Origin of the sequence: Agromyces neolithicus (assembly GCF_039529735.1) — a bacterium.
In the GTDB taxonomy this organism is placed as follows: Bacteria; Actinomycetota; Actinomycetes; order Actinomycetales; family Microbacteriaceae; genus Agromyces; species Agromyces neolithicus.
The window spans coordinates 592,718-615,903 of sequence record NZ_BAAANJ010000001.1 but is presented as its reverse complement, the minus strand read 5'-3'; the positions used below and the strand labels follow the sequence as shown (position 1 = coordinate 615,903).

Sequence of the window (23,186 nt, the reverse complement as noted above, 5' to 3'; positions counted from 1 at the left end):
TCCCCCCGTTGTGGAGCACCGGCTGAGGTGGGAACCTAGGGCATGGAATCCGGGCGAGCCGTGTTGCTGATCGCCGACATCGGTGGCTACACCGACTACATGAGCACGCACCGGTTCAGCCTCTCGCACGCCGAGGTCAACACCGCGCGCATGCTCGACAAGATGATCGACGCCGCACCCGGCTACGAGCTCATCGAGATCGAGGGCGATGCGGCCTTCCTCTCGCGCAAGGCCGATTCGCGCGGCGACGAGGCCACGGTCACCGAGATCCTGCAGGCCGCCGTCGCCATGCATCGGGCATTCCATCTCGAGCGCCAGAACGTGGCGACGAACCTCTGCCCCTGCGCGGGCTGCAAAGAGGCAGAGAATCTCAAGTTGAAGTTCGTTGCGCACATCGGCGATGTCGCCACCCAGACCATCCAGAAGCGGCACAAACTCGTCGGCATCGACGTCATCCACGTGCACCGCATGCTGAAGAACCCGGTCGACATCCCCGAGTACGTGCTGCTCTCCGAACAGCTCTATTCTGCCGGCGAGGCGTCGATCCCCGGTGAAGCGCACGAGATCTCGCAAGAGCTCGAGGGCATCGGAACCGTGCGTGCGTACTTTCTCGACATCGGCGAACTCGACGGCGGCCTTCCGCCACTGCCCGGGCCGTCGTGGCACCGGCGCCTCGGCAGGACCTTCGCGGCGGCGGGCCTCGGCCTGCCGTACCAACTCGGCCTGCGTCGGTCCCGCCGCGAGGTTCCCGCTCGCTGAACTCGGGCATCCGGCTGATCGGCCGTCTGGCCGCGTCCGGCCGTCCGGCCGCCCGGGCCGTCCGGCTGCTCAGCGCCGGTTCAACCAACCCATGAGCCGCCTCGGCGGTGCCACCGAACGGCGTTCGACGAGTTCCCCCGCGAGCAGCACCGGCCCCGAGACATCCGCTGCCCTGCCTGCGATGCACTCGAGCAGCGCAGCCATCGCTCGCCGGCCCATCTCGCGGTGCGGCAACGCCACGCTCGTGAGGCCGGGATCGAGCGCCGCCGCAACGACCTCGAGGTCGTCGACCCCCACGACCGAGCAATCGCGCGGCACCTCGAGCCCGACCGCCTCGGCCGCTTGGTACACACCCATGGCCACTTGGTCGTTGTGGCAGAAGATGGCCGTCGGGCGGTCGCCCGAGGGGTGGTCGAGCAGCCGCCGACCCATGCGCCGGCCGCCCGCCGCATCAGGACTGGTGCGCTCGACCACCGCGTCCCGGTCGTAGAGCCCGGCCCACTCGATCGCCGAGCGGAATCCGGCATGGCGCCCCCGCGTGACGGGCGTGTCACCCTCGGCGGTGATGAATGCGAGCCGTCGATGACCGGCCGCGAGCAGGTGGGCGACGGCGGCCTCGGCGATCGCGTGCTCGTCGGGAGCGACCGAAGGCACCGGCCACCCGGGCGCGGGCACCGCGTCGACGAGGACCACCGGGACGTCACCGATGCCGTCGGGGCGCTCGACCTCTTCGTGAGCGCCGCGCGCGATCAGGATCCCGTCGACCCCGCGCTCGGCGAACGAGCGCAGATGGTGCATCTCGAACTCGGGATCTCCGCCGGCATCGACGATCTGCAGCAGCGTGCCACGCTCGCGCGCCACCTCCTGCGCCCCACCGATGATGCGCCCGGCGAACGGCGACCCCGCGAGGTTGTCGAAGACCAGTCCCACGACTGCCGTGCGGCGCTTCGCGCGCGCGGTTCGATTCTGCACGTACCCGAGTTGCTCGGCCGCCCGCACGACACGATCGCGCGTCTCGGTACGAACGGCACGGGTTCCGTTCAGGGCGTGCGACACCGTGGAGGGCGACACCCCGGCCGCGGCGGCGACCTCGGCAAGACTTGCCGGCTGGGCGGGGGTCGTGCGCCCGGCGGGGGTCGTGCGCCGGCGTCGATCCGCCTGCTCATCACCGTGGCCCGCGTCCATGGCGCTCAGGCTATCGGCGCCGATACCGTGAGGGCGAGCGGATGTCGCAACGCAGCACCGTTCGGAGTGCCAGACCCCATTCCGCGAGTCACCCGAAATCGTCGCCTCGGAACGCGATGAGCGACGATTCGGGGTGACTCGGCGACTCGCGGGCGCGGGCGCGGGCGCGGGCGCGGACTCGGACTTGCGCAACCAAGTACGGAATCGGCGCAGGAGTGCGCAACCGGTGCCGCCGAAACGGCACTCTCGCGCCGATTCCGACCTGCGTGCTCAGCGCAGCGCACCCGCACGGTAGGCGGCCTCGGTGCGGGTCGCCGCGCCGAGCTTGCGCAGGATCGCCGAGACGTGCACGCTCGCGGTCTTGGCGCTGATGAAGAGTCGCTCGCCGATCTGGCGGTTGCTGAGCCCCTCGGCGAGCAGCTCGAGCACCTGCCGCTCACGTGCGGTGAGCTCGGCTGCCGCGAGCACGTCGGCGTCGGATGCCACAGAACCGGCGATGCCACCGGCGGCGACCGCGAGGCCCGCACCGCCGCCCACCCCGTCGAGGGCGATGCCGGCCGTCGACGCCAGCCGTGCGACGCGATCGTGCACGGCCGTGACACCGCCTGTCTCGGCGAGCTCGAGTGCCGCCTGCAATGACGTGCGCGCGGCCGCGCGATCGGCGGCCGCCAGCTCGGCCTCGCCCTGACGGAGCAGGGCGTAGGGCGCGAGGAACCCGGGGGCGGCGGGCGCGGCGACCGCCTCGACGGCGCTGCGCCACGCAGCGATGTCTGTGCCCGGCACACCGGCGCCGGCACCTTCGACGGCCGCGGCCAGTTCGGCCTCGAAGAGCGGTGCCCAGACCGCGTGCGTCGGCCAGTACGCGAGCTGCTCGAGGAGCGAGCGGAACCGCGGCACGGCCTCGTCGATCTCGGCGGCGTCGGACTCGGTCACCGATCCACGCCGGGCACGCACCGCCGCGACCACGCGCGCTGCCGCCCAGAGGTACGGCAGGGCATAACCCGCGAGGGGCCTCTGCTTGTCGTGGAAGATGCCGCGCGCCTCTCGCCAGGCGCCCGGGAGGTCGTCGTTGGCCAGCGCGAGTTCGGTGGCCACCCGGCCCGCGCCGAGCCGCGTCTGCATCTCGACCTCCATGATGGCCGCAATCGTGGGCCGCACGCTGCGGTACAGCTCGTTGGCTCGCTCGGTGTCGCCGCGCCACAGCATTCCCCAGATGCGGGCGCGCTGCATGTAGACCGCGAACGGGGCGGTCGGATCGAGCGCGAGGGCACGCTCAATGAGCTTCTCTGCGCGCTCCCACTCGCCGAGGGCGAAGAGCGGATCGACGGCGTTGGAGGCGAGGATCACCCCCGAGCTGCGCTCCACGCCCTGTGCGCGAGCCGCCGCGAGGCCCTCTTCGGCGAGCGCGACCGCCTCGGGATAGCGACCGATGAGGTAGAGCTGGTCGGACGCGTTCACCCAATACCGCAGGAGCGCGGCGCCGTCACCATCGGCCAGCCCACGCGCTCGTTCCAGCATCGCGAGACCACCCTCGACGTCACCGCGGTCGGCGCGGCTGATGCCGGCGATGTTCGTCGCGATCGATGAGTAGCGTGCCGATTTGATCGCCTCGGCGACCTCGAGCGCCCGATCAGCGTACTCGATCGCGTCGTCGAGACGACCGTCGATCATGAGGCGGCCGGCGAGGGCGGTGAGCGTCGTGGCCCGTAGTTCGCTCGGACCGTCGTCGCCCCGTGCGTCGAGCGCGGCGAGCGCCTGTTCGAGCACTTCAACCGACCCCGGCTTGCCGACGTTGGCCAGATAGAGTCCCTTGTCGCGGAGCAGCCGCGGGTACTGCGGGTCGTCGCGCGGGCACTCCGCGAGGGCGGCCTTCACGAGCGCGAGGCTGCGCTCACCCTCGCCCGCGTTGCGGAGGTGCGAAGCGGTGCGCCCCATGAGTTCGAGCTTGCCCATTCCTGCTGCGGACACGGGGTCGGGCACGACGTCCCAGAGCGACAGCGCGCGCTCGCCGAGTTGGGCGGCGGTGGCGTACGCCGCGGCAGCACGCGCCTCGCGCATCGCCTGCATCGTGGCGGGGAATGCCCGAGCGGCGTCGTGCGCCCCGAGCCAGTGATACGAGATTTCGGCGGCGAGCCGACGCGTGCCCGCGGCGGCCGCCTGCTCATAGGCCGCCGCGTACCGTGCGTGGAATCGCGCCCGTTCGCCGGGCAGCAGGTCGGAGAGGACCGCCTCGCGCACGAGCGCGTGCCGGAATGCGTAGTCGTCGCCCTCGATGGTGAGCACGCCGTAGAGCACGCACTGGCGCGCGGCGGCGTCGAGTTCGTCGGCCGCGCCCGTATAGACCTCGGAGAGAAGTGCGTGCGAGACGCGCACGCCGCCGGTGGAGATGAGCCGCAGCAGTTCTTGCGCCGGCTCGGGCAACCGCTCGTAGCGGGCGAGCAGCAGCTCACGCAGGGTGTCGGGCACGAAGCCCTCGTCGCGGCATCCGTCGATGCCGACAAGTTCTTCGACGAAGAACGGCACGCCGTCGCTGCGCCGGAACACCGTCTCGAGTGCGCTGTTGCTCGGCGCCTCGTCGACGATCAGCGACTTCGCGAGCTTGCGCACCTGGGCCTTGGTGAGGCGACCGAGTTCGCGGCGTTCGACCCAGCGGTCGCGCTCGGCCTCGGAGAGGAAGTCACGCACCGGATGCCCCCGCGTCACGTCTTCAGTGCGATACGTGAGCACTGTGAGCACTCGGCTCGAGCCGAGTGCGCGCGTGAGGAACCGGAGCAACGCGAGGGTCGCGGCATCGACCCAGTGAAGGTCTTCGATGACGAACACGATCGGCCGCGCGCGCGAGAAGGTCTCGAGCAGTACGGCGATGGCCTCGTGCAACTGGCCGGTGGCGACGCCCGAGGAGGACTGCGGGCCGACGGGGGGCGTCGCAGACAGGGCCGTGACAGGGTCGGACGCCGCGAGCTCGGGCAGGAGCGCGACGAGCGCCACGCGGCCGGGGCCGACGGCCTCGAGCACGCGTTCGGCGCCCTCTTCGGAGATGAGCGTGCGCACCGCGGTCTTGACCGGCGCATAGGGTGCCGCGACGCTGCCGAGGTCGACGCACTGCCCCGCGAGGAGCCGGACGTCGTCTGGGAGGCCGGCCTGGAATTCACGGATGAGCCGGGTCTTGCCGATGCCCGCCTCACCGCCGACGATGACGGTGAACGGCGCGCCGGCGCGCACCTCGTCGAGGCGCTGGTTGAGCCAAGCGAGGTCTGCGTCTCGACCGATCATCGCCGGTGCTGACGTGGTCACGTTCTCATGGTGCCACGCCCCACTGACAACGGCACGGGCAGGGACATCCGTGATCGCCGTCGGCTGAATCGTCACGGCAGACCGCCCTCGACGATCGCCGGGGTCTGCGGATGTCCCGGGAGTGCGCTCACCGCAGCGCGAGACGCGGCGCGTGGCGTGCGGCGCGGTGGCGGCGGCCCGCGGGCTCGGGCGACGCCCCCGCGTCGCCCGAGCCGCGCTCTTCGGCAGCGCGTCGGAACGCCATCTGCCGCTCGGCGACCTGCACGTTCGCGTGATGCGAGTGCAGGGCGACGAAGTCTGCTGAGTACTGCACGGTGTCCTCCTGTGTTCCCCGACCTCTGCGATCGGATGCCTTCAGCGTGCTCGCTAAGGCGCCTGAGGCTCATCGGGTGATCGCCCTATTTCCGAAGCCCGCGCGGCGTAAGCGCCTCAGATGCGCCGGGACGGGGTGGCCGGTTCAGGCGAGCCGGGTGGGCGTGCGGTGGTAACCATCACGGCGGAACTGCACGACACCGGCGACGAGCGACGCGGCCGCGATCAGTCCGAGCACGATCATTGTTGCGAACATGGGGCACCTCCTTTCCATCACGAAAGCCTGTGGTCTCGGGTCGCGCCCGTCGTCAGGGCGATCACCGAACCGGGCACCGGGGTTTGCGCAGGGGTCAGCACTGAGGGCACCGGCTCGCCCCAGGCCCGCGCGAGCGGCACGACGCCGGCCCACACCGAGTGGTCCTCGCCATCGTCGACGGCCTCGCTCGCGCCTGCGGCGCGCACCTTCATCACGACATCGTCGAGGGGCAGCCGAAGCACGCGAGTCGACGCGCGCTCTTTGCGGCTCGTCGGCCGCACCTCGGCCGAGCGGCCGGGCATCAGCCGTTCGGCGAGCGCGAGCAGCGCGGCCTCGGCCTCGTCGTCGGCGACCGGCTCGAGCACGCCGTACGCCACCGCGCTGCGATAGTTCATCGAGCTGTCGAAGAGCGACCGGGCGTACACGAGCCCGTCGAGCGCGGTCACGGCGAAGGCGACGGTGGCGTGCTCTGCGGCGGCGCGCAGCGCGAATCCGCCACCCGTCGACCCGTGCACGAGCACGTGCTCGCCATCGCGCGCGAAGCCCATCGGCACGACGACCGGCATGCCGTCGACGACCGCCGCGAGGTGCCCGACGAGTTCGGTGTCGAGCAGCTCGAAGAGGGCCGACCGGTCGGTGGTCTGGCGCTCGGCGAGGCGGCGGATGCGGCGGGGGGCGGGGGATTCGATGATGGTCACACTGCGAGTCTCGCCGTACACTGGTCGTGCGAACAGTCCAGTTCGCGCGTGACTGACCAGTCCAGTTCACGATCGGATGTCCCGGCGGGAGGCACATGGACGGCCCACTGCTCGTGCTCGACCGCACCGCCGGCACCCCCATCGGCGTGCAGCTCGTCGAGGGCGTGCGTCGCGGCATCCTCGGCGGCGTGCTGCGGCCCGGCGACCCTGTGCCGTCGACGCGAGCGCTGGCGGCAGAGCTCGGCGTCTCGCGCAGCGCGGTCGTGTCGGCCTACGAACAGCTCGCCGGCGAGGGTTACCTCGAGATGCGTCAGGGAGCGGCCACGCGCGTCGCCCAGCTCGCCCGCGACGGCGCCGCGCACATCGTCCGCGACGCCGCGCACCCCGCGACATCCGCCGATCGGCCATCCGCGCCCGACCCATCCGCGCCCGACCTCTCGCGAGTCACCCCGAATGGTCGCTCCGCCGCGGCGCCCGCGACATTTCGGGGTGACTCGGCGGGAGGAGCGGGTGCTGCGGCGGGCGAGGATGCGCCGGCGATGCCCGAGGCACCGGCCCCGCGCATCGACCTGCGACCCGGGCGCCCGTCGACGGCGCGGCTCGACGCCCGCGCGTGGCGAGCGGCGTGGCGACGCGCAGCAGCACTCGAGGTGTCCAACGACTCGCCGCCGCGGTTCGGGGTGCCCCGCCTGCGCGCCGAGATCTCCGACCACCTGCGGCACGCGCGCGGCGTGGTGTGCGCGGCCGACGACATCGTGGTCACGGCGGGCACGAGCGAGGCATTGTCGCTCATCGCGGCGACGCTTCGACTGCGCGGGGGCGGGCCGCCGACGATCGCGGTCGAACATCCCGGCTACCCGTCGGGGCGGCGCGTCATCGAGCACCGCGGGGTGCAGACCACCGCGGTGCCGGTCGACGTCGACGGCATCTCGCTCGAACACCTGCGCCGGATGCCGCGACCCGCCGACGCCGTCATGGTCACGCCGAGCCACCAGTACCCGCTCGGCGGGCGGCTGCCGGTCGCGGCCCGTCTCGGGCTGCTCGACTGGGCCCGCGACGCCGACGCCCTCGTGATCGAGGACGACTACGACAGCGAGTTCCGTCACCTCGGGCCGCCGCTGCCCGCGCTCGCCTCGCTCGACGACGAGGGCCGGGTCGTGCTCGTGGGCAGCTTCTCGAAGGTGCTCACCCCGGCGCTGCGCCTCGGGTACCTCGTGCTGCCGGCCAACCCCGGTCTGCGCGAGGCGATCGCAGAGCTGCGCGACGCCGAGCAATGCCCCGTGCCCGGCGTCGCCCAAGAAGCCGCGGCCGCCCTGCTCGCGAGCGGTGCCGTGCGGCGACACATCGCCGTCACGAGCCGCGACTACGCGCACCGGCGCCGGCTCGTGCAGGCCGCGCTCGGCGAACTGCCCGGCGCGCGGCTCTCAGGACTCGACGGCGGGCTGCATGCGGTGATCGAGTTCGACGCGGCCGGGACATCCGATGCCGTGGTCACCCGCCTCGCTGACGCGAGCATCGCGGTCGCACCCCTCGCCGACTACTCCGCCGTGCCGGGCGACGAGCGCGAGGGAATCGTGTTCGGCTACGCGAGCCCGGGCGACACCCTGCTCGCCGAAGCACTCGCCTGCATTCGCGAATCGATCCTCGACGCGCATACGGCGAAACGGTAATATTCAGCGATCGGCGTCGCCCCTACGCGTGCCGCTGCGATGAGAGCCGACCGAGCCGATGAACGAGATCGTCACCGTCCCGCCATGGAACGCATGGCCCCTCGTCATCCCCGTCGTCATCGCGATCGCCGGCGTCGTGATCTCGAGTCTCGGCACCCGCCGCCACGCGAAGGGCGTCCGCGAACTCGGCACGTCGCTCTTCCTGCTCGCCGTGCTGGCCGCCGTGGGCATGTTCGCGATCATGCCCGGCGCGTGGGACCAGGGCGAACGCCGCAAGGCGCTCGAGGAGATCGGCTACACCTCGCCGACCTTCTCGGCCGAGGTGGTGCAGAAACCGGGCGAGCCCGGCGTGACCGCGTTCCAGGCCGAGCGCGACGGGCAGCGCGTGCGCGGCGTCATCAAGAGCCTCGGCGGCGACCAGTGGGAGGTCTCGGAGGTCGAGGTCACCGAGTGAGGTCGACCTCGCCGTAGTGGCACAGGCCGCCGGCAGGTTAGGATAGCCTTTCCTGCCCATGACCTGAAGGACCTCGATGAGATCCCGCCGAATCGTCTTGTCCATCGCGCCGTTGGCCGTCGCCGCGCTCGCACTGACGGGATGCGCGGGTTCGACGACGCCCGGCGATGAGGCTCCGTCTGAAGACGCCCTGGTCATCTACAACGCCCAACACGAGCAGCTCACCGAAGAGTGGGTCGCGGCGTTCACCGAAGAGACGGGCATCGAGGTCGTGCTGCGCAACGGCAACGACAGCGAGCTCGGCAACCAGCTCGTCGAAGAGGGCGAGGCGTCGCGGGCCGACGTGTTCCTCACCGAGAACTCGCCCGCCATGTCGCTCGTCGAGAACGCCGGCCTGCTCGCGCCCATCGACCAGGCGACGATCGACCTCGTGCCCGAGCAGTACCGCCCGTCGAGCGGGTTGTGGACCGGCATCGCCGCTCGTTCGACCGTGTTCGTGTACAACCCCGAGTTGCTCGACGAGTCCGAGCTGCCGGCGTCGCTCATGGACCTGCAGGATGAGCAGTGGCAGGGTCGCTGGGGCGCCGCGCCCGGCGGCGCCGACTTCCAGGCCATCGTCTCTGCCGTGCTCGAACTCGAAGGTGCCGAGGCGACCTCGGCGTGGCTCGACGGCATGAAGCAGAACGCCGAGATCTACCAGAACAACATCGCCACGATGAAGGCCGTCAACGCGGGCGAGGTGCCCGGCGGGGTCATCTACCACTACTACTGGTTCCGCGATCAAGACGGCACGCAGGAGAACAGTGGCGACACCGAGCTGCACTACTTCGGCAACCAAGATCCCGGGGCGTTCGTGAGCGTGTCAGGCGGCGGCGTGCTGAAGTCGAGCGCCCATCAAGACGAGGCGCAGCAGTTCCTCGCGTTCCTCGCGGGCGAGGCCGGGCAGCAGATCCTCGGCGAGGGCTACAGCTTCGAGTACCCCGTCGCCAGCGGTGTGCCCGCGAAGTCGCCGCTGCCTGCGCTCGACACCCTCGACGCACCCGTCATCGACCCGTCGACCCTCAACGGACCCGAGGTCATCGACCTCATGACGGAGGCGGGGCTGCTCTGACCGGCACGGCGATCGCAGCCCCGACCCGCGACGCGGGCCGGTCGGGCGCCGGTACCCCGCGACCGCCCGCATCTCTCATCGCGATCGTCGTGGTGCTCGCCGTCGGCATGCTCATCCCGGTCGGTTACGTCGTGGCCACCGTGCTCGAGCTCGGCTGGGATGCCCTGGCGCCGCTCATCTTCCGGCCCCGGGTCGGTGAGCTGCTCGTCAACACGGTGCTGCTGCTCGTGCTCGGTGTGCCCACGACGATCGTGCTCGGCGTGGGCGGCGCCTGGCTCGTCGAGCGCACCGACCTGCCGGGCCGGCGCTACTTCTCGGTGCTGCTCGTCGCGCCGCTCGCGATCCCCGCGTTCGTCAGCAGCTACGGCTGGGCCAGCGCGATCCCGTCGATCCAGGGCCTGTGGGGCGGCCTGCTCGTGGCGACCCTCGCGTACTACCCGCTCGTCTACCTGCCCGCGCTCGCGACGATGCGCGGCCTCGACCCCGCACTCGAGGAGTCTGCCCGGTCGCTCGGGCTCGGCTCGTGGGCCGTGTTCGGCAGGGTCATCCTGCCGCAGCTTCGGCTCGCCATCCTCGGCGGCGGCCTCATCGTCGCGCTGCACCTGCTCGCCGAGTACGGCGCATTCGCCTTCATCAGGTTCGACACGTTCACGACCGCGATCGTCGTCGCCTACCAGTCGACGTTCGCGGGCTCGTCGGCCGCGGCGCTCGGAGTGGTGCTCGCCACCCTCTGCCTGGTGCTGCTCGTCATCGAGGCGGGTGCACGCGGGCGCCATCGGTACGCGCGCGTCGGCAGCGGCAGCCCGCAGCCGCCCGAGCTCACGAAGCTGGGGCGCGCGAAGCCGATCGCGCTGGCGGCCCTCGTCGTGCTCGGCGTGGCGGCCACGATCGTGCCCCTCGTCAGCGTCGTGCGCTGGCTCGGGGCATCCGACGCCGGTGTCTTCGCCGAGATGCCGGCCGCCCTGCTGCAGACCCTGCTGCTCGCCGGCGGCGGCGCGATCGGCGCGGTGGTCGTCGCGTTCCCGGTGGCGTGGCTGTCGGGCCGGTACCCGGGGCGGCTCAGCAAGTGGCTCGAGGGTCCCTATTACGTCGCGAGCAGCCTGCCGGCGATCATCGTCGCGCTGGCGCTCGTCACCGTCACGCTGCGGCTGGTGCCGGGGCTGTACCAGACGCCGGCGACCGTGATCGCCGCGTACGTAATCGTCTTCCTGCCGCGGGCGCTCGTGTCGCTGCGGGCCGGCATCGCCCAGGTGCCCGAGTCGCTCGAAGAGGCAGCCCGTTCCCTCGGCTCGTCTCCGATCGTGGCGCGCTCGCGGGTGACTGTTCCGCTGCTGGTTCCCGCGATCGCAGCCGGCGGCGCACTCGTCGCCCTCGGTGCGGCGAACGAACTCACCGCGACGCTGCTGCTCGCCCCGACCGGCACCCGCACGCTCGCGACACAGTTCTGGTCGGCCGCGTCGTCGATCGACTACCCGGGGGCGGCCCCGTACGCGCTGCTGCTCATCCTGCTGTCGATCCCCGCGGTCGCGCTCATGTTCACCCAGACCCGAGGACGTGCCCGATGAATCTCACCGTGATCGGCGTCTCGAAGTGCTTCGGCTCCACCCCGGTGCTCGACGCCATCTCGCTCGACGTCGCACAGGGGTCGCGCACCGCGATCGTCGGGGCCTCGGGCAGCGGCAAGAGCACCCTGCTGCGGCTCATCGCCGGATTCGCCGAGCCCGACGAAGGCCGCATCACCCTCGGCGACCGCACGCTCGCGGCGCTTGGCACCTCGGTGGCCGCCCACCGGCGCGGCATCGGCTACGTCGCGCAAGACGGAGCGCTGTTCCCGCATCTCACCGTGGCCGGCAACATCGCGTTCGGCCTCCCGCGCGGGGGCGGCGCCGGCCGCACCGCTCGCGTGCGCGAGGTCATGGAGCTCACCGCGCTCGACCCGGTACTCGCCGACCGCTACCCGCATCAGATCTCGGGCGGCCAGCAGCAGCGCGTCGCGCTCGCCCGCGCGCTCGCCCCACGCCCCGGCATCATCCTGCTCGACGAGCCCTTCAGCGCACTCGACACCGGCCTGCGCGAGCACACGCGGCGCGCCGTGATCGACGCGCTCGAGCTGTCGGGCACGACCGCGGTGCTCGTCACCCACGACCAAGACGAGGCGCTCTCGTTCGGCGACGGCATCGGCGTCATGGTCGACGGCCGCCTCGCACAGGCCGGCTCGCCGTCGGCCGTGTTCGACGACCCCGAGACGGCCGAGATCGCAGCGTTCCTGGGGGCAGCTGTACTGCTGCCCGCCAAGCCCCGAGACGGCGTGGCCGAGTGCGCGCTGGGTACGATCCGCGTGCGGCATGACCGCAGCAACGGTTCGCGGGTCGCGCTGGCGATGGTGCGTCCGGCGCAGATCGACCTGGTGACGGATGCCCCGGGGGCCAACGCCATCGTGCACGAGGTGCGTCCCATGGGATCGCTCGCCGAGGTGTCTTTGCTCGCCGGCGCGTCCGGCGCCGAGCACCCCGCAGTGATCACGCTTCGCGTGCCGCCGCACCAGATCGGCGACCTGAGGCCGGGGTCGCGGGTGGCGATTCGCGTCGACGGCGGCGCCGTGCTCTACCCGTCTCACGACGCTGCCTACGTCGCCGACGAGGTCGCCGGCGACGTCACCGGCGACGCGACGCAGCCCGCCGTCGCCTGAACCCCATTCTGCGGGACCGCTCTTGTGGGCGGCAGCCAATACTGTGTCTACACTGATTGACCGCGGCGGAGGAGACGGATCTATGGACGATGCCGTGCAACCACGTGTCCAGTTCTACCGGTCTCGCGACGGCTCATTCGCCCTCGAGGTGCGCACCGACGGTGAGACTGTCTGGCTGACACGTCAGCAGCTCGCCTCATTGTTCGGTCGGGACGTGAAGACGATCGGAAAGCACATCGCGAACTCCCGACGTGAAGAGCTTGCTGGTGTCCCAACTGTCGCAAAACTTGCGACAGTTCAGCAGGAGGGCGACCGCATCGTCGAACGGGCAGTGGAGCATTTCAACCTCGACATGGTGATATCGGTGGGGTACCGCGTCAAGTCCACCGAGGGCGTTCACTTCCGCCGCTGGGCGAACGACGTGCTGAAGCGATATGTGGTCGAGGGTGCCGCCCTGAACGAGCGCCGGCTCGAGCAACTCGGCTCCATCGTGCAGATTCTGGGCCGTTCCACGGATGAACTGGTTGCCGGCGTCGCCGACGTGCTCACGGGCTACCTGCCCAGTCTCAAACTGCTGCGTCGATACGACGAGGGTGCGCTCGACACACCGCAAGGCAGCGCTCCGGGTTGGCGTCTGACCCATGAGGAAGCTCGTGAGGTGATCGACTCCGTCCGTGCCGAGTTTCCGCGAGACGTACTCTTCGGCCGGGAACGCGGCGACGGCCTGCGCGGGGTGATCGAGACGATCTACCAAGGCTTCGCCGGCCAAGAGCTCTACCCGAGCGTGCAGCAGAAGGCCGCCAACCTGCTCTACCTCGTCATCAAAGATCACCCGCTGAGCGACGGTAACAAGCGCACCGCCGCAGCGCTGTTCGTCACCTTCCTCAGCCGGAACGACGCACTCACGCCGGGTGGTCGCCTTCTGATCACGAACAACGCCCTCGCCGCGATCACGCTGATGGTGGCGATGAGCGACCCGAAGGAGAAAGATCTGATGATCGCTCTCATCACGAACATGCTTGCCGTGGACGGGTTGTGAGATTCGGCGCGTTTCCCAGGCTCAGTCGAGCGACATCACCGACCGCCGTACGGCAGACAGCCGCCGTCACCTGAACTGCAATGAGGTCGGAGCCAGTGGTCTCGTCGATCAGCTGCGGGACGACGCGACGAGCTCGATCTCGACCCTCGCGCCCAGCGGCAGCCCGGCCACGGCGACCGTGGTGCGGGCGGGATACGGTGCCCGGAACACCGTCGCGTACGCCTCGTTCATCGCAGCGAAATCATCCATGCTCGTCAGATAGACATTGGCCTTGATGACAGCGGCGAATGACAGCCCGGCAGCGCCCAACACCTGATCGAGGTTCGCGAACACCTGCTGCGTCTGCACGAAGACATCGCCCTCGATGAGACCACCGGTGGTGGGATCGATCGGTGTCTGGCCGGAGAGGAACACCAGCTCACTTCCCGGTGCCGATGCGGCAGGTGAATACGGACCGACGGGGGCAGGTGCATCCGGTGCAGTGATCGTCTCGCGGGTCATGCCCTGATTGTCGCACCGGGTCGAGCGTCTCGCGTCACTCTGCGAGCGCCGACGTGCACGCGCTACGCCTCACTCAGCCAGACGCGGCTGACCGCGATCGCGGAGTGAGTTGCCCGCATGCGAGTGCCGCGAGTGCGAGAGCGAAGCCTGCGAGCTGGATCTCGTTCAGTGTTTCGCCTGCGAAGGCAACACCGAGCACCGCAGCGACCAGTGGCGACAGCAGGCCGAGCAGGGCGGTCGCCGTGACCGGGAGACTGCCGACGCCGCGGAACCACAGCGTGTAGGCGATGAGTCCGCCGACGAGCCCGAGCCAGAGATAACCCCCAACGCCGACAGCGTCGACGTTCACCGGAGGGCCCTCGATGAGCAGAGTCGGAAGCAGAAGCACGAGGCCGCCGGCGGTGAGTTGCCATCCGGCGAATCCGACCGCGCTGACTCCGGGCGGGCGACCCCAACGCTTGGTGAGCACCACGCCGGTGCCCATTGCGGCGGCGCCGCCGATGCCCGCGGCGATGCCGACCGAGTCGAAGGCCGCGCCCGGGCCGAGGACGACCATTCCGACACCGATCACGCCGACGACACCCCAGGCCAGCCGCCACAACGACAGCCGTTCGGAGAGCACGATCACTGCGAGGAATGCGACCAGGATCGGCTGGATTGCCCCCAGCGTCGCGGCAACGCCGCCGGGAAGCCGCTCGGCGGCGATGAAGAGCAGGGGAAAGAACAGCCCGATGTTCAACACGCCCAGCACCATGGCCTTCCACCACCATGCCCCGTGCGGCAGCGTGCGCGCGAGCAGCAGCCCGAGAAGACCCGCTGGCAGCGAGCGCATCAGCGCGGCGAACAGCGGATGATCGGGCGGCAGCATCGCGGTGGTGACGATGTAGGTGGTTCCCCACACCGCCGGAGCGAACGCCGTCGACATCGTGACCGTGGCGCGGGACCCCGGTATTGCCTTCGCAGGCGAAACGGCCATCTCAGTTGTGCTCATAACTCCACTCTGACGCGGGCGCATTGATGAGTCCAACACATGCTTTTCATTCCAACGATCGTGGTGCACGATAGATGGATGGAGTTGCAGCAATTGCGCTATGTATTGGCCGTCGCCGAGGAGCGCAACTTCACCCGCGCCGCCGAGAAGTGCTTCGTTATGCAATCCGCGCTGAGCCACCAGATCAAGTCTCTCGAGAAGGAGCTCGGCGTGGAGTTGTTCGCCCGCACCAGCCGCCGGGTGGAGCTCACCGACGCGGGTGCCGCGTTCTTGCCCGCAGCACGCGCCGCGCTCGACGCCGCCGATCGCGCAGTCGCCGACGCTGCCGCTGCGACCGGCGAGATTCGGGGCACACTGACCATCGGGGTCATCCCGACGGTCACCGCCATCGACATTCCAGCGGCGCTCGGTGAGTTCCATCGCGCGCACCCCACCGTGCAGATCCGGCTTCGCGGAGGCGGGAGCGACGAGTTCATCAAAGCGATCCGCGAGGGCAGCATCGACGTGGCCGTCTTGGGTCTGCCCGATGCGACGCTGCCGCGGGGGGTGGCGACCCAGGTGCTTGCCCGCGAACGCCTCGTCGCGGTGCTCGGCCCTGGGCACCGCCTGGCCGAACGACGTCGGTTGAGACTCAGCGATCTGGCCGACGAGACCTTCGTGGACTTCCCTGCAGGCACTCCGGGCCGCGCGCCCTCAGACCTCGCGTTCGCGTCGGCCGGTGTGCCCAGGAGGGTGGCATTCGAGGCGATGGGCACAGACCTCATGCTCGACCTGGTCAGGCACGATCTCGCCATCACGCTGCTCGCCCCGGCAGTCGTTCCAGCCAATTCAGGCCTGGTCACGATCCCGGTCACCGACGGCCCGACCCGCATCGAGTACCTCACCTGGAGCGACTTCAACCCGAGCCCGGCAGCACTCGCGTTCCTGCGGGTCGCCGCCGTCGCCTGAGCCACCCGCCCCCGCGCGCGACCACGAAGGTGTAGCCCTTCCACACGAGAACACCGACGGCCACCGACAGCACGGTGCCCACGAGCGGCAGTTCGTCCTCGAACGGCGGGTAGACCTGCCAGTGCGTCAGGTAGATGAACATCGACGCGCCCGCGAGTGCACCGATGACCGGCACGAGCAGGCGTGCGACGGGGATGCGCGGAACCCAGATGAGCAGCAGCACGCCGACGACGACGACCGCCTCGCGCGCGGGGTCGCCGAAGAATCCGGGCACTGTGACGAGCGTGAGTACCGTCGCGACGATGCGCTGGCGATCGGTCGCGGCCCTCGCGACGACCCAGCCGAGCGCGATGCACCACACGGCGGTCTCGATCGCGTACCGCTCGGTGCCCTCGGCGCGGATTCCGCCGAGCAGCAGCACACGCGCGGCCGCGGCGAGCGCGAGCACCCCGAGCGCGAAGGCCCACGGATGTCGCCGCTCGAGCCGATCGACCTGCGGCACCGCGAACACCGCGGCGAGCGCGAGCATCGCCCACACGATCGCCTCGAGGAACCAGAACTGCCACTGGTCGTCCCAGCGCGCCCCGCCGACGAAGTTGTTCGCGAACAGTGCGGTCGATGCCGCATATCCGCCGGTGATGAGGCCTACGGCGCCGATCCAGAGCGCGGCGGGCACGACCACCTGGGCGGTGCTCTTGAGTAGGCCGGTCACGCGATTGCGCCCGGGCACGTCGGCGAGCTGGAACCGTGCGAGGTTGTAGCCGGCGACGGCGAGCAGCAGGTGCGCACCGCCCGTCACGACGAACAGGTCGGAGTGGGTGCCGACGACGAGCACGATGGCGATCGCGCGCAGCACCGCGGGGGTCTCGAGCCGGGGCATCCGTCGACGTCGGCGACCCGAGTCAGCACTGTCGGCCACCGAACCTGACGCGACCCGACCACGGCCCGTCGGTGCCGACACCTTCGGGATGGGCGCCGCCGCGGCAGTCGCCGCCGCCCGCTCCGCGGCGAGCCCAGCAAGGTCGGTCACCGACATCGTCGGCCACTGCCGCGGCAGCGCGCCGAGCAGTTGCTCGAGCCGCAGCGACACCTCGACATAGCTGAGCGAGTCGCCGCCGAGCCCTGCGAACGAGTCGTCATGCGAGGCATCCGGTCGCCCGAGCAATTCAGCGAAGAGCGACCGGGCCGTCTCGGGCGTCGTGTCGGCGCCGCCCGAGTCGGCAGGGTCGGATGCCGCGTGCGCGAGCAGTTCGGCGTGACGCACGAGTGCGGCGTTGTCGGGCTTGCCGTTCGAGGTGCGGGGGAACTCGGCGATGGCGTGCACGCGGATCGAGTGCAGCGGGAGACCGAACAGCGAACCCGCGCGCGCATGCACGCGGTGCACGTACCGGTCGGCGAGCACGAACAGCAGCAGCTGTTCATCGGCGCTCACGGCACGCACGGCGAGTCCTTCGTCGGCGAACAGCCGTTCGACACGGTCGAGATCGATGCGCAGCCCGAAGATCTTCGCGAAGCGGTTGTTGCGTCCGACGATCTCGTACATGCCGTCATCGCGCCGTCGCGCGAGGTCGCCGGTTCGCAACTCGGTGATCGTGCGGCCCATCGCGAAGTCGGCGGGCTCCTCGGCGTAGCCCATCATGACGTTCGGCCCCTCATAGACCAACTCGCCGACCGCCTCGCCGGCGGGAGCGTCACCTCGGTGTGGCGAGTCACCCCGAATCGCCGCTGCCGTCGGGCGGGGGCGACCATTTCGGGTGACTCGGCGGTCAAGTGCGGCGGGCGCGGCAGGCGCGGGGGCGTCGATCCTGAATCGCCCGCCCGGGATCGGGATGCCGATCGAGCCCGCCGCGCTCTCGGCGAGCGCCGGCGGCAGGTACGCCATGCGGGCGGTCGCCTCGGTCTGCCCGTACATGACGACGAAGTCGAATCCGCGATCGCGTCCGAGCCGGGCGAACCGCCGCGTGCGCTCGGGGTCGAGCCGACCGCCGGCCTGCGTGATGTAGCGCAGTGTCGGCAGGTCGCGCTCGGCGAAGCCCGCCGCCTCGAGCATCTCGAAGGTGTACGGCACACCGGCGAACGACGTCGCCCCGGCTTCGGCGAACTCGTTCCAGAACCTGTCGTCGACCACCGACCGCTCGGTGAGGCGCAGCGAAGCGCCCGCCGCGAGGTGGCTGTTCACGACCGAGAGCCCGTAACAGTAGTGCAATGGCAGGGTCGTGATCGCCCGGTCGGCGGTGCCGAGGTTCAGGTAGTCGCCGATGGCGACGGCGTTGCTCAGCAGGTTCTCGTGCGAGAGGCGCACGAGCTTGGGCGAGCCGGTCGAGCCCGACGTACTGGCGAGCATCGCGAGCTCGGGATGCAGCGTGTGCCGCGAGCCGACGCGTCGCTCGTCGAGCTGCCACGCGCCTGTGGCGGGCGACGCGATGACGTCGGGATCGAAGCGCGCGACGAGCGCGTCGCGGTGCGCCGACCGCTGCGGGTCGCCGTCGACGAAGAGCATCGGATGTCCCGCCTCGAGTGCCGCGAGGTACGTGACGATCGGCTCGAGCGCATTGGCGCCCTCGATCATCACGAGCCGCCGCGTCACGCCGAGCTCGAGACGTCGCGCGTCGATGCGGTCGCGCAACCCGCCGAAGGTGAGCTCGCCGTCATCGGTCAGGAGCGCGACATCCTGCATGCGGCCGCGCGCGAGCGCCAGCCCGGCGAGCTCGGATCGAATGGCCACGGGAGTGCTCCTACGTGATGCGGAGAAGGGGACGAGTTAGCTTAGCCTAACCAAAGCCCGTTTCCCGAACTGCACGTAACCGTCGGTCGAGTAGGCGCGCCAGCGCCGTATCGAGACCTCGCACTGGGTCTCGATACGCCCGCTTCGCGGGCTACTCGACCGACGGAGTGATCGGCTCCACGAGTCGTCACATCCACCGGCACCCATGGCGACATCGGCGGATAGCGTGGACTCGCGCTCACTCCGATGATTGAGAGGACACCATGGAACTCGACGATCTGCTTCAGGCGTTGAACGCCGGCGACACCATCACCGGCGACTCGCCGTTGCACGAGGTCATGCACCGGACCAGCCAGGAGGCCCTGCGCATCACGAGCGAACTCAACAGCGGGTATCACGAACCGGCGCGGGTGCGGGAGTTGCTCGCCCAGCTGATCGGCAGGCCCGTTGACGAATCTGTGACGATGTTCCCGCCCTTCTCCGCCGACTTCGGCAAGAACATCACCCTCGGCAAGCGCATCTTCATCAATTCCGGATGCAGGTTCCAAGACCAGGGCGGCGTGATCATCGGCGATGACTGCTTGATCGGGCACAACACGGTGCTGGCCACGCTCAACCACGACCTCGCCCCGAGCCGCCGCGCCGACATGCACCCGGCCCCCATCGTCATCGGCCGAAATGTCTGGATCGGCGCGAACGTGACCGTGCTCGCGGGCGTGACGATCGGCGACAATTCGGTCGTGGCAGCCGCGTCGGTGGTGACGAAGGACGTGCCCGAGAATTCCATCGTCGTGGGTTCGCCTGCGCGGGTGGTGCGCTCAGTGCCCGACTGAAGCGCTGAGTGCGTGGTCTACTCGATACGCCGCCGGCGCGGCTACTCGACCGGCGACACCGGCGAGTAGCGTGGACACGTGCTCACTCCGCCGAAGACCGCCAAGCTACCGATCGAACGCGTGCACCACGGCGACGTCTACGTAGACGACTACGAGTGGCTGAGGGCGAAGGACGATCCCGAGGTCGTCGCGCACCTGCATGAAGAGAACGCCTACACGAACGCGAAGACCGAGCACCTCGCGATCCTGCAGGAGCAGCTCTTCGAAGAGATCAAGGCGCGCACGAAAGAGTCCGACCTCAGCGTGCCGAGCCGCGAGGGCGACTGGTGGTACTACACCCGAACGGTCGAGGGGCAGCAGTACGGCATCCACTGCCGGATTCCCGTCGCCTCCCCCGACGACTGGGAACCCCCGGTGACGGATGACTCGGGCGCACCGCTGCCCGGCGAGCAGGTGCTGCTCGACGACAACGTCGAGGCCCGGGGGCACGAGTTCTACTCGCTCGGCAGCCTCGACGTCACCGCCGACGGCTCGACCATGCTCTACGGCGTCGACGTCGAGGGCGACGAGCGTTACACGATCCGCCTGCGGGCCGTCGACGGCACCGACCGCGTCTACCCCGACGTCATCGAGGGCACCGCGGCGGGCGCGGTGTTCGACCCGAGCGGCCGCTACCTCTTCTATGCGACCGTCGACGAGTCCTGGCGTCCCGACACGATCTGGCGGCACGAGGTCGGCACCGAGGCATCCGACGACGTCTCGGTCTTCCACGAACCCGACGAACGATTCTGGCTCGGCGTCGGCCTCACCCGCAGCCGCAAGTTCCTCATGATCGAGGCGGGGTCGAACGTCACGAGCGAGTCGTGGCTGCTCGACACCGCCGACCCGACGGGCGAGTTCGCCGTGGTGTGGCCTCGCAAAGACGGGGTCGAATACGACGTCGAGCACGTCGTCGCCGGCGGCAGGGATCGCCTGCTCATCGTGCACAACGACGACGCCGTGAATTTCGAGCTGGTCAGCGTTGCGGCATCCGACCCGCAGGGGGCACGACGGATGCTGCTGCCGCACAATCCCGCAGTGCGAATCGAGGGCGTCGATGCGTTCCGCGACTTCGTCGCCGTCGAGTACCGGCGCGAGGGCCTGCCGCGCGTGGCGATCGCAACGGTGCCGCCCGCCGGCATCCCCGCCGACGCGACACCCGACGACACCCTGCACGAGCTCTCGTTCGACGAGGCGCTGTTCTCGGTCGGCGTCGGCGGCAACCCCGCGTGGGAACAGCCGACGTTGCGCATCGGGTACACGAGTTTCGTGACGCCGTCGACCGTGTTCGACGTGGTGGTGGCGACCGGCGAGCGAAAGCTGCGCAAGCGCCAGCCCGTGCTCGGCGACTACGACGCGACCCGCTACGCGCAGCGCCGCGAATGGGCGACCGCGTCCGACGGCACGCGGGTGCCGATCTCGCTCGTGTACCGCCACGACCTCGTCACCCTCGGCGATCCCGCGCCAACCCTCTTGTACGGTTACGGATCGTACGAGCACTCGATCGACCCCGGCTTCGGCATTCCGCGGCTGTCGCTGCTCGACCGCGGCATGATCTTCGCCGTGGCGCACGTGCGTGGCGGCGGAGAGATGGGCCGGCTCTGGTACGAGCACGGCAAGAAGCTCGAGAAACGCAACACCTTCACCGACTTCATCGCCGCGGCGCGGCACCTGATCGATGAGGACATCACGGCCCCCGACCGGCTCGTCGCGCAGGGCGGCAGCGCCGGCGGGCTGCTGATGGGCGCGGTCGCGAACATGGCGCCGCAGTACTTCTCGGGCATCCTCGCTGAAGTGCCGTTCGTCGACCCGCTCACGTCGATCCTCGACCCGTCACTGCCGCTCACCGTGATCGAGTGGGATGAGTGGGGCAACCCGCTCGACGACGAAGAGGTCTACTCGTACATGCGCGGCTACTCGCCGCTCGAGAACGTGCACGACGGTGCGCACGGCGGCAGGCACTACCCGCGCATCCTCGCCGTGACCTCGCTGAACGACACCCGGGTTCTCTACGTCGAACCCGCCAAGTGGGTGGCGAAGTTGCGAGAGGTCGGGGCCGATCCGTTGCTCAAGATCGAGATGGCAGCCGGGCACGGCGGGGTGTCGGGGCGGTACTCGGCGTGGCGCGAGCGGGCGTTCGCGTACGCCTGGGTCATCGACGCGGCGGGGGCGCACCCGAGCGGGGAGTGAGGTGGGCAGCTCAGGAGAATGGGGCCCATCCCGTCTGACGGGCGACCATGGGGCCTATTCTCCTGACCTGGCCAGGGATGACCGCTTTGCGGCGCATGCATACGGATGGGTTCCGCGCTGAGCGAGCACGGTTCCGCATGTCGGTGGCCGCTGCCAGACTGTCGAAATGTCGTTGCTCACCGAGTTGAGAGAATCCGTTCCGAGCCGGGCCTACGGTCCCGGCGACACTGAATACGACGCCGGCCGCACCGTCTTCGCCGGCGTCGGGCAGCCCGACGCGGTCGTACGGCCGCACACCGCCGAAGAAGTCGCCGAAGCGGTCGCGAAGGCCGCTGCCGCGGGGCAGGCGATCGCCGTCCGCAGTGGCGGCCACGGGCTGGTTCCCGTCGAAGACGGGCTGGTCGTCGACCTCGCCGAGTTCACGTCGATCGACGTCGGTGACGACGGCCGCGTCGCGGTCGGCGGCGGCGTGCGCTGGGGCGACATCGCCACCGCGCTCGCCCCCCACGGTCTCGGCATCAGCTCGGGCGACACCCGAGAGGTCGGTGTGGGCGGGCTCACGCTCGGCGGCGGCATCGGATGGCTCGTGCGTGCGCACGGTCTCGCGGTCGATGCGCTGCGCGAGGTCGAACTCGTCACCGCCGCGGGCGAGGTGCTCACCGTCAACGCCGAATCGCACCCCGACCTGTTCTGGGCTGTGCGTGGCGGCGGTGGCAACTTCGGCGTCGTCACCCGCTTCGTCTTCCAGGCAGCCCCGGTCGATGGGCTCGCCGGCGGTCACGTCGCGTTCGACACGACCGATGTCGCGGGTGTGATCCGCACCTGGCGCGACGTCATGCGCGCGGGGCCCGACGAGCTCAATTCGACGCTGATGCTCATGCCCCCGTTCGCCCCCGAGGTGCCGTCGGGCCCGCAGCTCGCCGTCGCCCTGCGCGGCACCGAAGACGAGTTGCGACGCCTGCTCGCGCCGCTGCTGTCGCTGCCCTCGGTGTCGTCGGTGTCGCTCAGCGGGGTCACCTACGGCGACCTGCTCGAAGACGCTCCGCCCGGCAAGCCGCCGTTCCAGTTCGTCGGGGGCAACGGCTTCGTGCCCGAACTCACCGACGAGGCGATCGACGTCGTCGCCGCGCAGTTCGCTCGCGAGGTTCCGACCATGGTGCTGCTGCGCGCACTCGGCGGGGCGTTCTCGCGAGTCGCGCCCGAAGCCACCGCCATCGCGTATCGCGAGGCCGAGGCGCTGCTCCTCGTCAACGCGATCGTCGCTCCCGATGCCGATCCTGAGCAGGTCGCGGTGCTGAAGGCGGGCAGCGACGCCGCCCTGGCGTTCACGCGCGGGGCATACGGCGGCTTCTCTCCAGAGCGCAGCGACGACGTCACGCGGTCGATGTACCCGCCTGCGACCTTCGAGCGACTGCGTCGGGTGAAGGCCCAAGTCGATCCCGGCAACGCCTTCCGGCAGAACCACAACATCCCGCCTGCCGGGTGACGGTCG

At 70.2% G+C, this 23,186-nt stretch carries 18 protein-coding genes; 11 read left to right on the top strand and 7 right to left on the bottom strand.

The annotated features are described in order from the left end of the window. Positions 1 to 42 precede the first annotated feature (42 nt). Positions 43 to 759, top strand: a complete 717-nt coding sequence (locus ABD164_RS02935) for a DUF2652 domain-containing protein (RefSeq protein WP_344293213.1) — start codon at positions 43 to 45, stop codon at positions 757 to 759. A gap of 69 nt (positions 760 to 828) precedes the next feature. Here ABD164_RS02935 and ABD164_RS02930 read toward each other — a convergent pair whose 3' ends face one another. The 4 genes from ABD164_RS02930 to ABD164_RS02915 form a co-directional block, all read right to left on the bottom strand. Continuing rightward, positions 829 to 1,944: a LacI family DNA-binding transcriptional regulator gene (locus ABD164_RS02930; RefSeq protein WP_344293211.1), complete on the bottom strand. Its 1,116-nt coding sequence runs from the start codon at positions 1,942 to 1,944 to the stop codon at positions 829 to 831. A gap of 270 nt (positions 1,945 to 2,214) precedes the next feature. Further along, positions 2,215 to 5,238 carry a helix-turn-helix transcriptional regulator gene (locus ABD164_RS02925; protein ID WP_344293209.1) on the bottom strand — a complete coding sequence of 1,008 codons (3,024 nt, stop codon included), beginning with the start codon at positions 5,236 to 5,238 and terminating at the stop codon, positions 2,215 to 2,217. Between the two features lie 127 nt (positions 5,239 to 5,365). Beyond that, positions 5,366 to 5,551, bottom strand: a complete 186-nt coding sequence (locus tag ABD164_RS02920; protein WP_344293207.1) for a hypothetical protein — start codon at positions 5,549 to 5,551, stop codon at positions 5,366 to 5,368. A gap of 272 nt (positions 5,552 to 5,823) precedes the next feature. Then, a complete protein-coding gene (locus ABD164_RS02915) occupies positions 5,824 to 6,504 on the bottom strand; it encodes a pyridoxamine 5'-phosphate oxidase family protein (protein ID WP_344293205.1) in 681 nt (226 codons plus the stop codon). A gap of 95 nt (positions 6,505 to 6,599) precedes the next feature. Here ABD164_RS02915 and pdxR point away from each other — a divergent pair, with 95 nt between their 5' ends. The 6 genes from pdxR to ABD164_RS02885 all read left to right on the top strand — a co-directional run bounded on the left by pdxR (position 6,600) and on the right by ABD164_RS02885 (position 13,467). Further along, positions 6,600 to 8,174 carry a MocR-like pyridoxine biosynthesis transcription factor PdxR gene (gene pdxR, locus ABD164_RS02910; RefSeq protein WP_344293203.1) on the top strand — a complete coding sequence of 525 codons (1,575 nt, stop codon included), beginning with the start codon at positions 6,600 to 6,602 and terminating at the stop codon, positions 8,172 to 8,174. Between the two features lie 58 nt (positions 8,175 to 8,232). Beyond that, entirely contained in the window at positions 8,233 to 8,628 is a 396-nt protein-coding gene (locus ABD164_RS02905) for a hypothetical protein (RefSeq protein ID WP_344293201.1), read from the top strand. 76 nt (positions 8,629 to 8,704) lie between these two features. Next, positions 8,705 to 9,739 carry an iron ABC transporter substrate-binding protein gene (locus ABD164_RS02900; protein ID WP_344293199.1) on the top strand — a complete coding sequence of 345 codons (1,035 nt, stop codon included), beginning with the start codon at positions 8,705 to 8,707 and terminating at the stop codon, positions 9,737 to 9,739. A 107-nt stretch (positions 9,740 to 9,846) separates the two neighbouring features. After that, positions 9,847 to 11,304, top strand: coding sequence for an ABC transporter permease (locus tag ABD164_RS02895; protein ID WP_425545896.1), 1,458 nt, complete (start codon positions 9,847 to 9,849; stop codon positions 11,302 to 11,304). After that, complete coding sequence (locus ABD164_RS02890; RefSeq protein ID WP_344293195.1) at positions 11,301 to 12,428, top strand: ABC transporter ATP-binding protein; 1,128 nt, start codon at positions 11,301 to 11,303, stop codon at positions 12,426 to 12,428. The genes ABD164_RS02895 and ABD164_RS02890 overlap by 4 nt, the downstream gene beginning before the upstream one ends. 82 nt (positions 12,429 to 12,510) lie before the next feature. After that, positions 12,511 to 13,467: a virulence RhuM family protein/type II toxin-antitoxin system death-on-curing family toxin gene (locus ABD164_RS02885; RefSeq protein WP_344293194.1), complete on the top strand. Its 957-nt coding sequence runs from the start codon at positions 12,511 to 12,513 to the stop codon at positions 13,465 to 13,467. A gap of 108 nt (positions 13,468 to 13,575) precedes the next feature. Here ABD164_RS02885 and ABD164_RS02880 read toward each other — a convergent pair whose 3' ends face one another. Then, positions 13,576 to 13,968 carry a RidA family protein gene (locus tag ABD164_RS02880; protein ID WP_344293192.1) on the bottom strand — a complete coding sequence of 131 codons (393 nt, stop codon included), beginning with the start codon at positions 13,966 to 13,968 and terminating at the stop codon, positions 13,576 to 13,578. 73 nt (positions 13,969 to 14,041) lie between these two features. Then, a complete protein-coding gene (locus tag ABD164_RS02875; RefSeq protein ID WP_344293191.1) occupies positions 14,042 to 14,959 on the bottom strand; it encodes an EamA family transporter in 918 nt (305 codons plus the stop codon). A 39-nt stretch (positions 14,960 to 14,998) separates the two neighbouring features. Here ABD164_RS02875 and ABD164_RS02870 point away from each other — a divergent pair, with 39 nt between their 5' ends. Then, entirely contained in the window at positions 14,999 to 15,907 is a 909-nt protein-coding gene (locus ABD164_RS02870) for a LysR family transcriptional regulator (protein ID WP_344293189.1), read from the top strand. Here ABD164_RS02870 and ABD164_RS02865 read toward each other — a convergent pair. Further along, positions 15,855 to 18,632 (bottom strand): AMP-binding protein, encoded by a 2,778-nt coding sequence (locus ABD164_RS02865; protein WP_344293187.1) that lies wholly within the window; start codon positions 18,630 to 18,632, stop codon positions 15,855 to 15,857. The two genes, ABD164_RS02870 and ABD164_RS02865, sit on opposite strands and share 53 nt — an antisense overlap. Before the next feature lie 263 nt (positions 18,633 to 18,895). Here ABD164_RS02865 and ABD164_RS02860 point away from each other — a divergent pair, with 263 nt between their 5' ends. The 3 genes from ABD164_RS02860 to ABD164_RS02850 all read left to right on the top strand — a co-directional run bounded on the left by ABD164_RS02860 (position 18,896) and on the right by ABD164_RS02850 (position 23,180). Continuing rightward, positions 18,896 to 19,465 carry a sugar O-acetyltransferase gene (locus ABD164_RS02860; RefSeq protein WP_344293185.1) on the top strand — a complete coding sequence of 190 codons (570 nt, stop codon included), beginning with the start codon at positions 18,896 to 18,898 and terminating at the stop codon, positions 19,463 to 19,465. A gap of 78 nt (positions 19,466 to 19,543) precedes the next feature. Continuing rightward, positions 19,544 to 21,694, top strand: coding sequence for a S9 family peptidase (locus tag ABD164_RS02855; protein ID WP_344293183.1), 2,151 nt, complete (start codon positions 19,544 to 19,546; stop codon positions 21,692 to 21,694). 166 nt (positions 21,695 to 21,860) lie between these two features. After that, positions 21,861 to 23,180: an FAD-binding oxidoreductase gene (locus ABD164_RS02850; RefSeq protein WP_344293181.1), complete on the top strand. Its 1,320-nt coding sequence runs from the start codon at positions 21,861 to 21,863 to the stop codon at positions 23,178 to 23,180. Positions 23,181 to 23,186 lie beyond the last annotated feature (6 nt).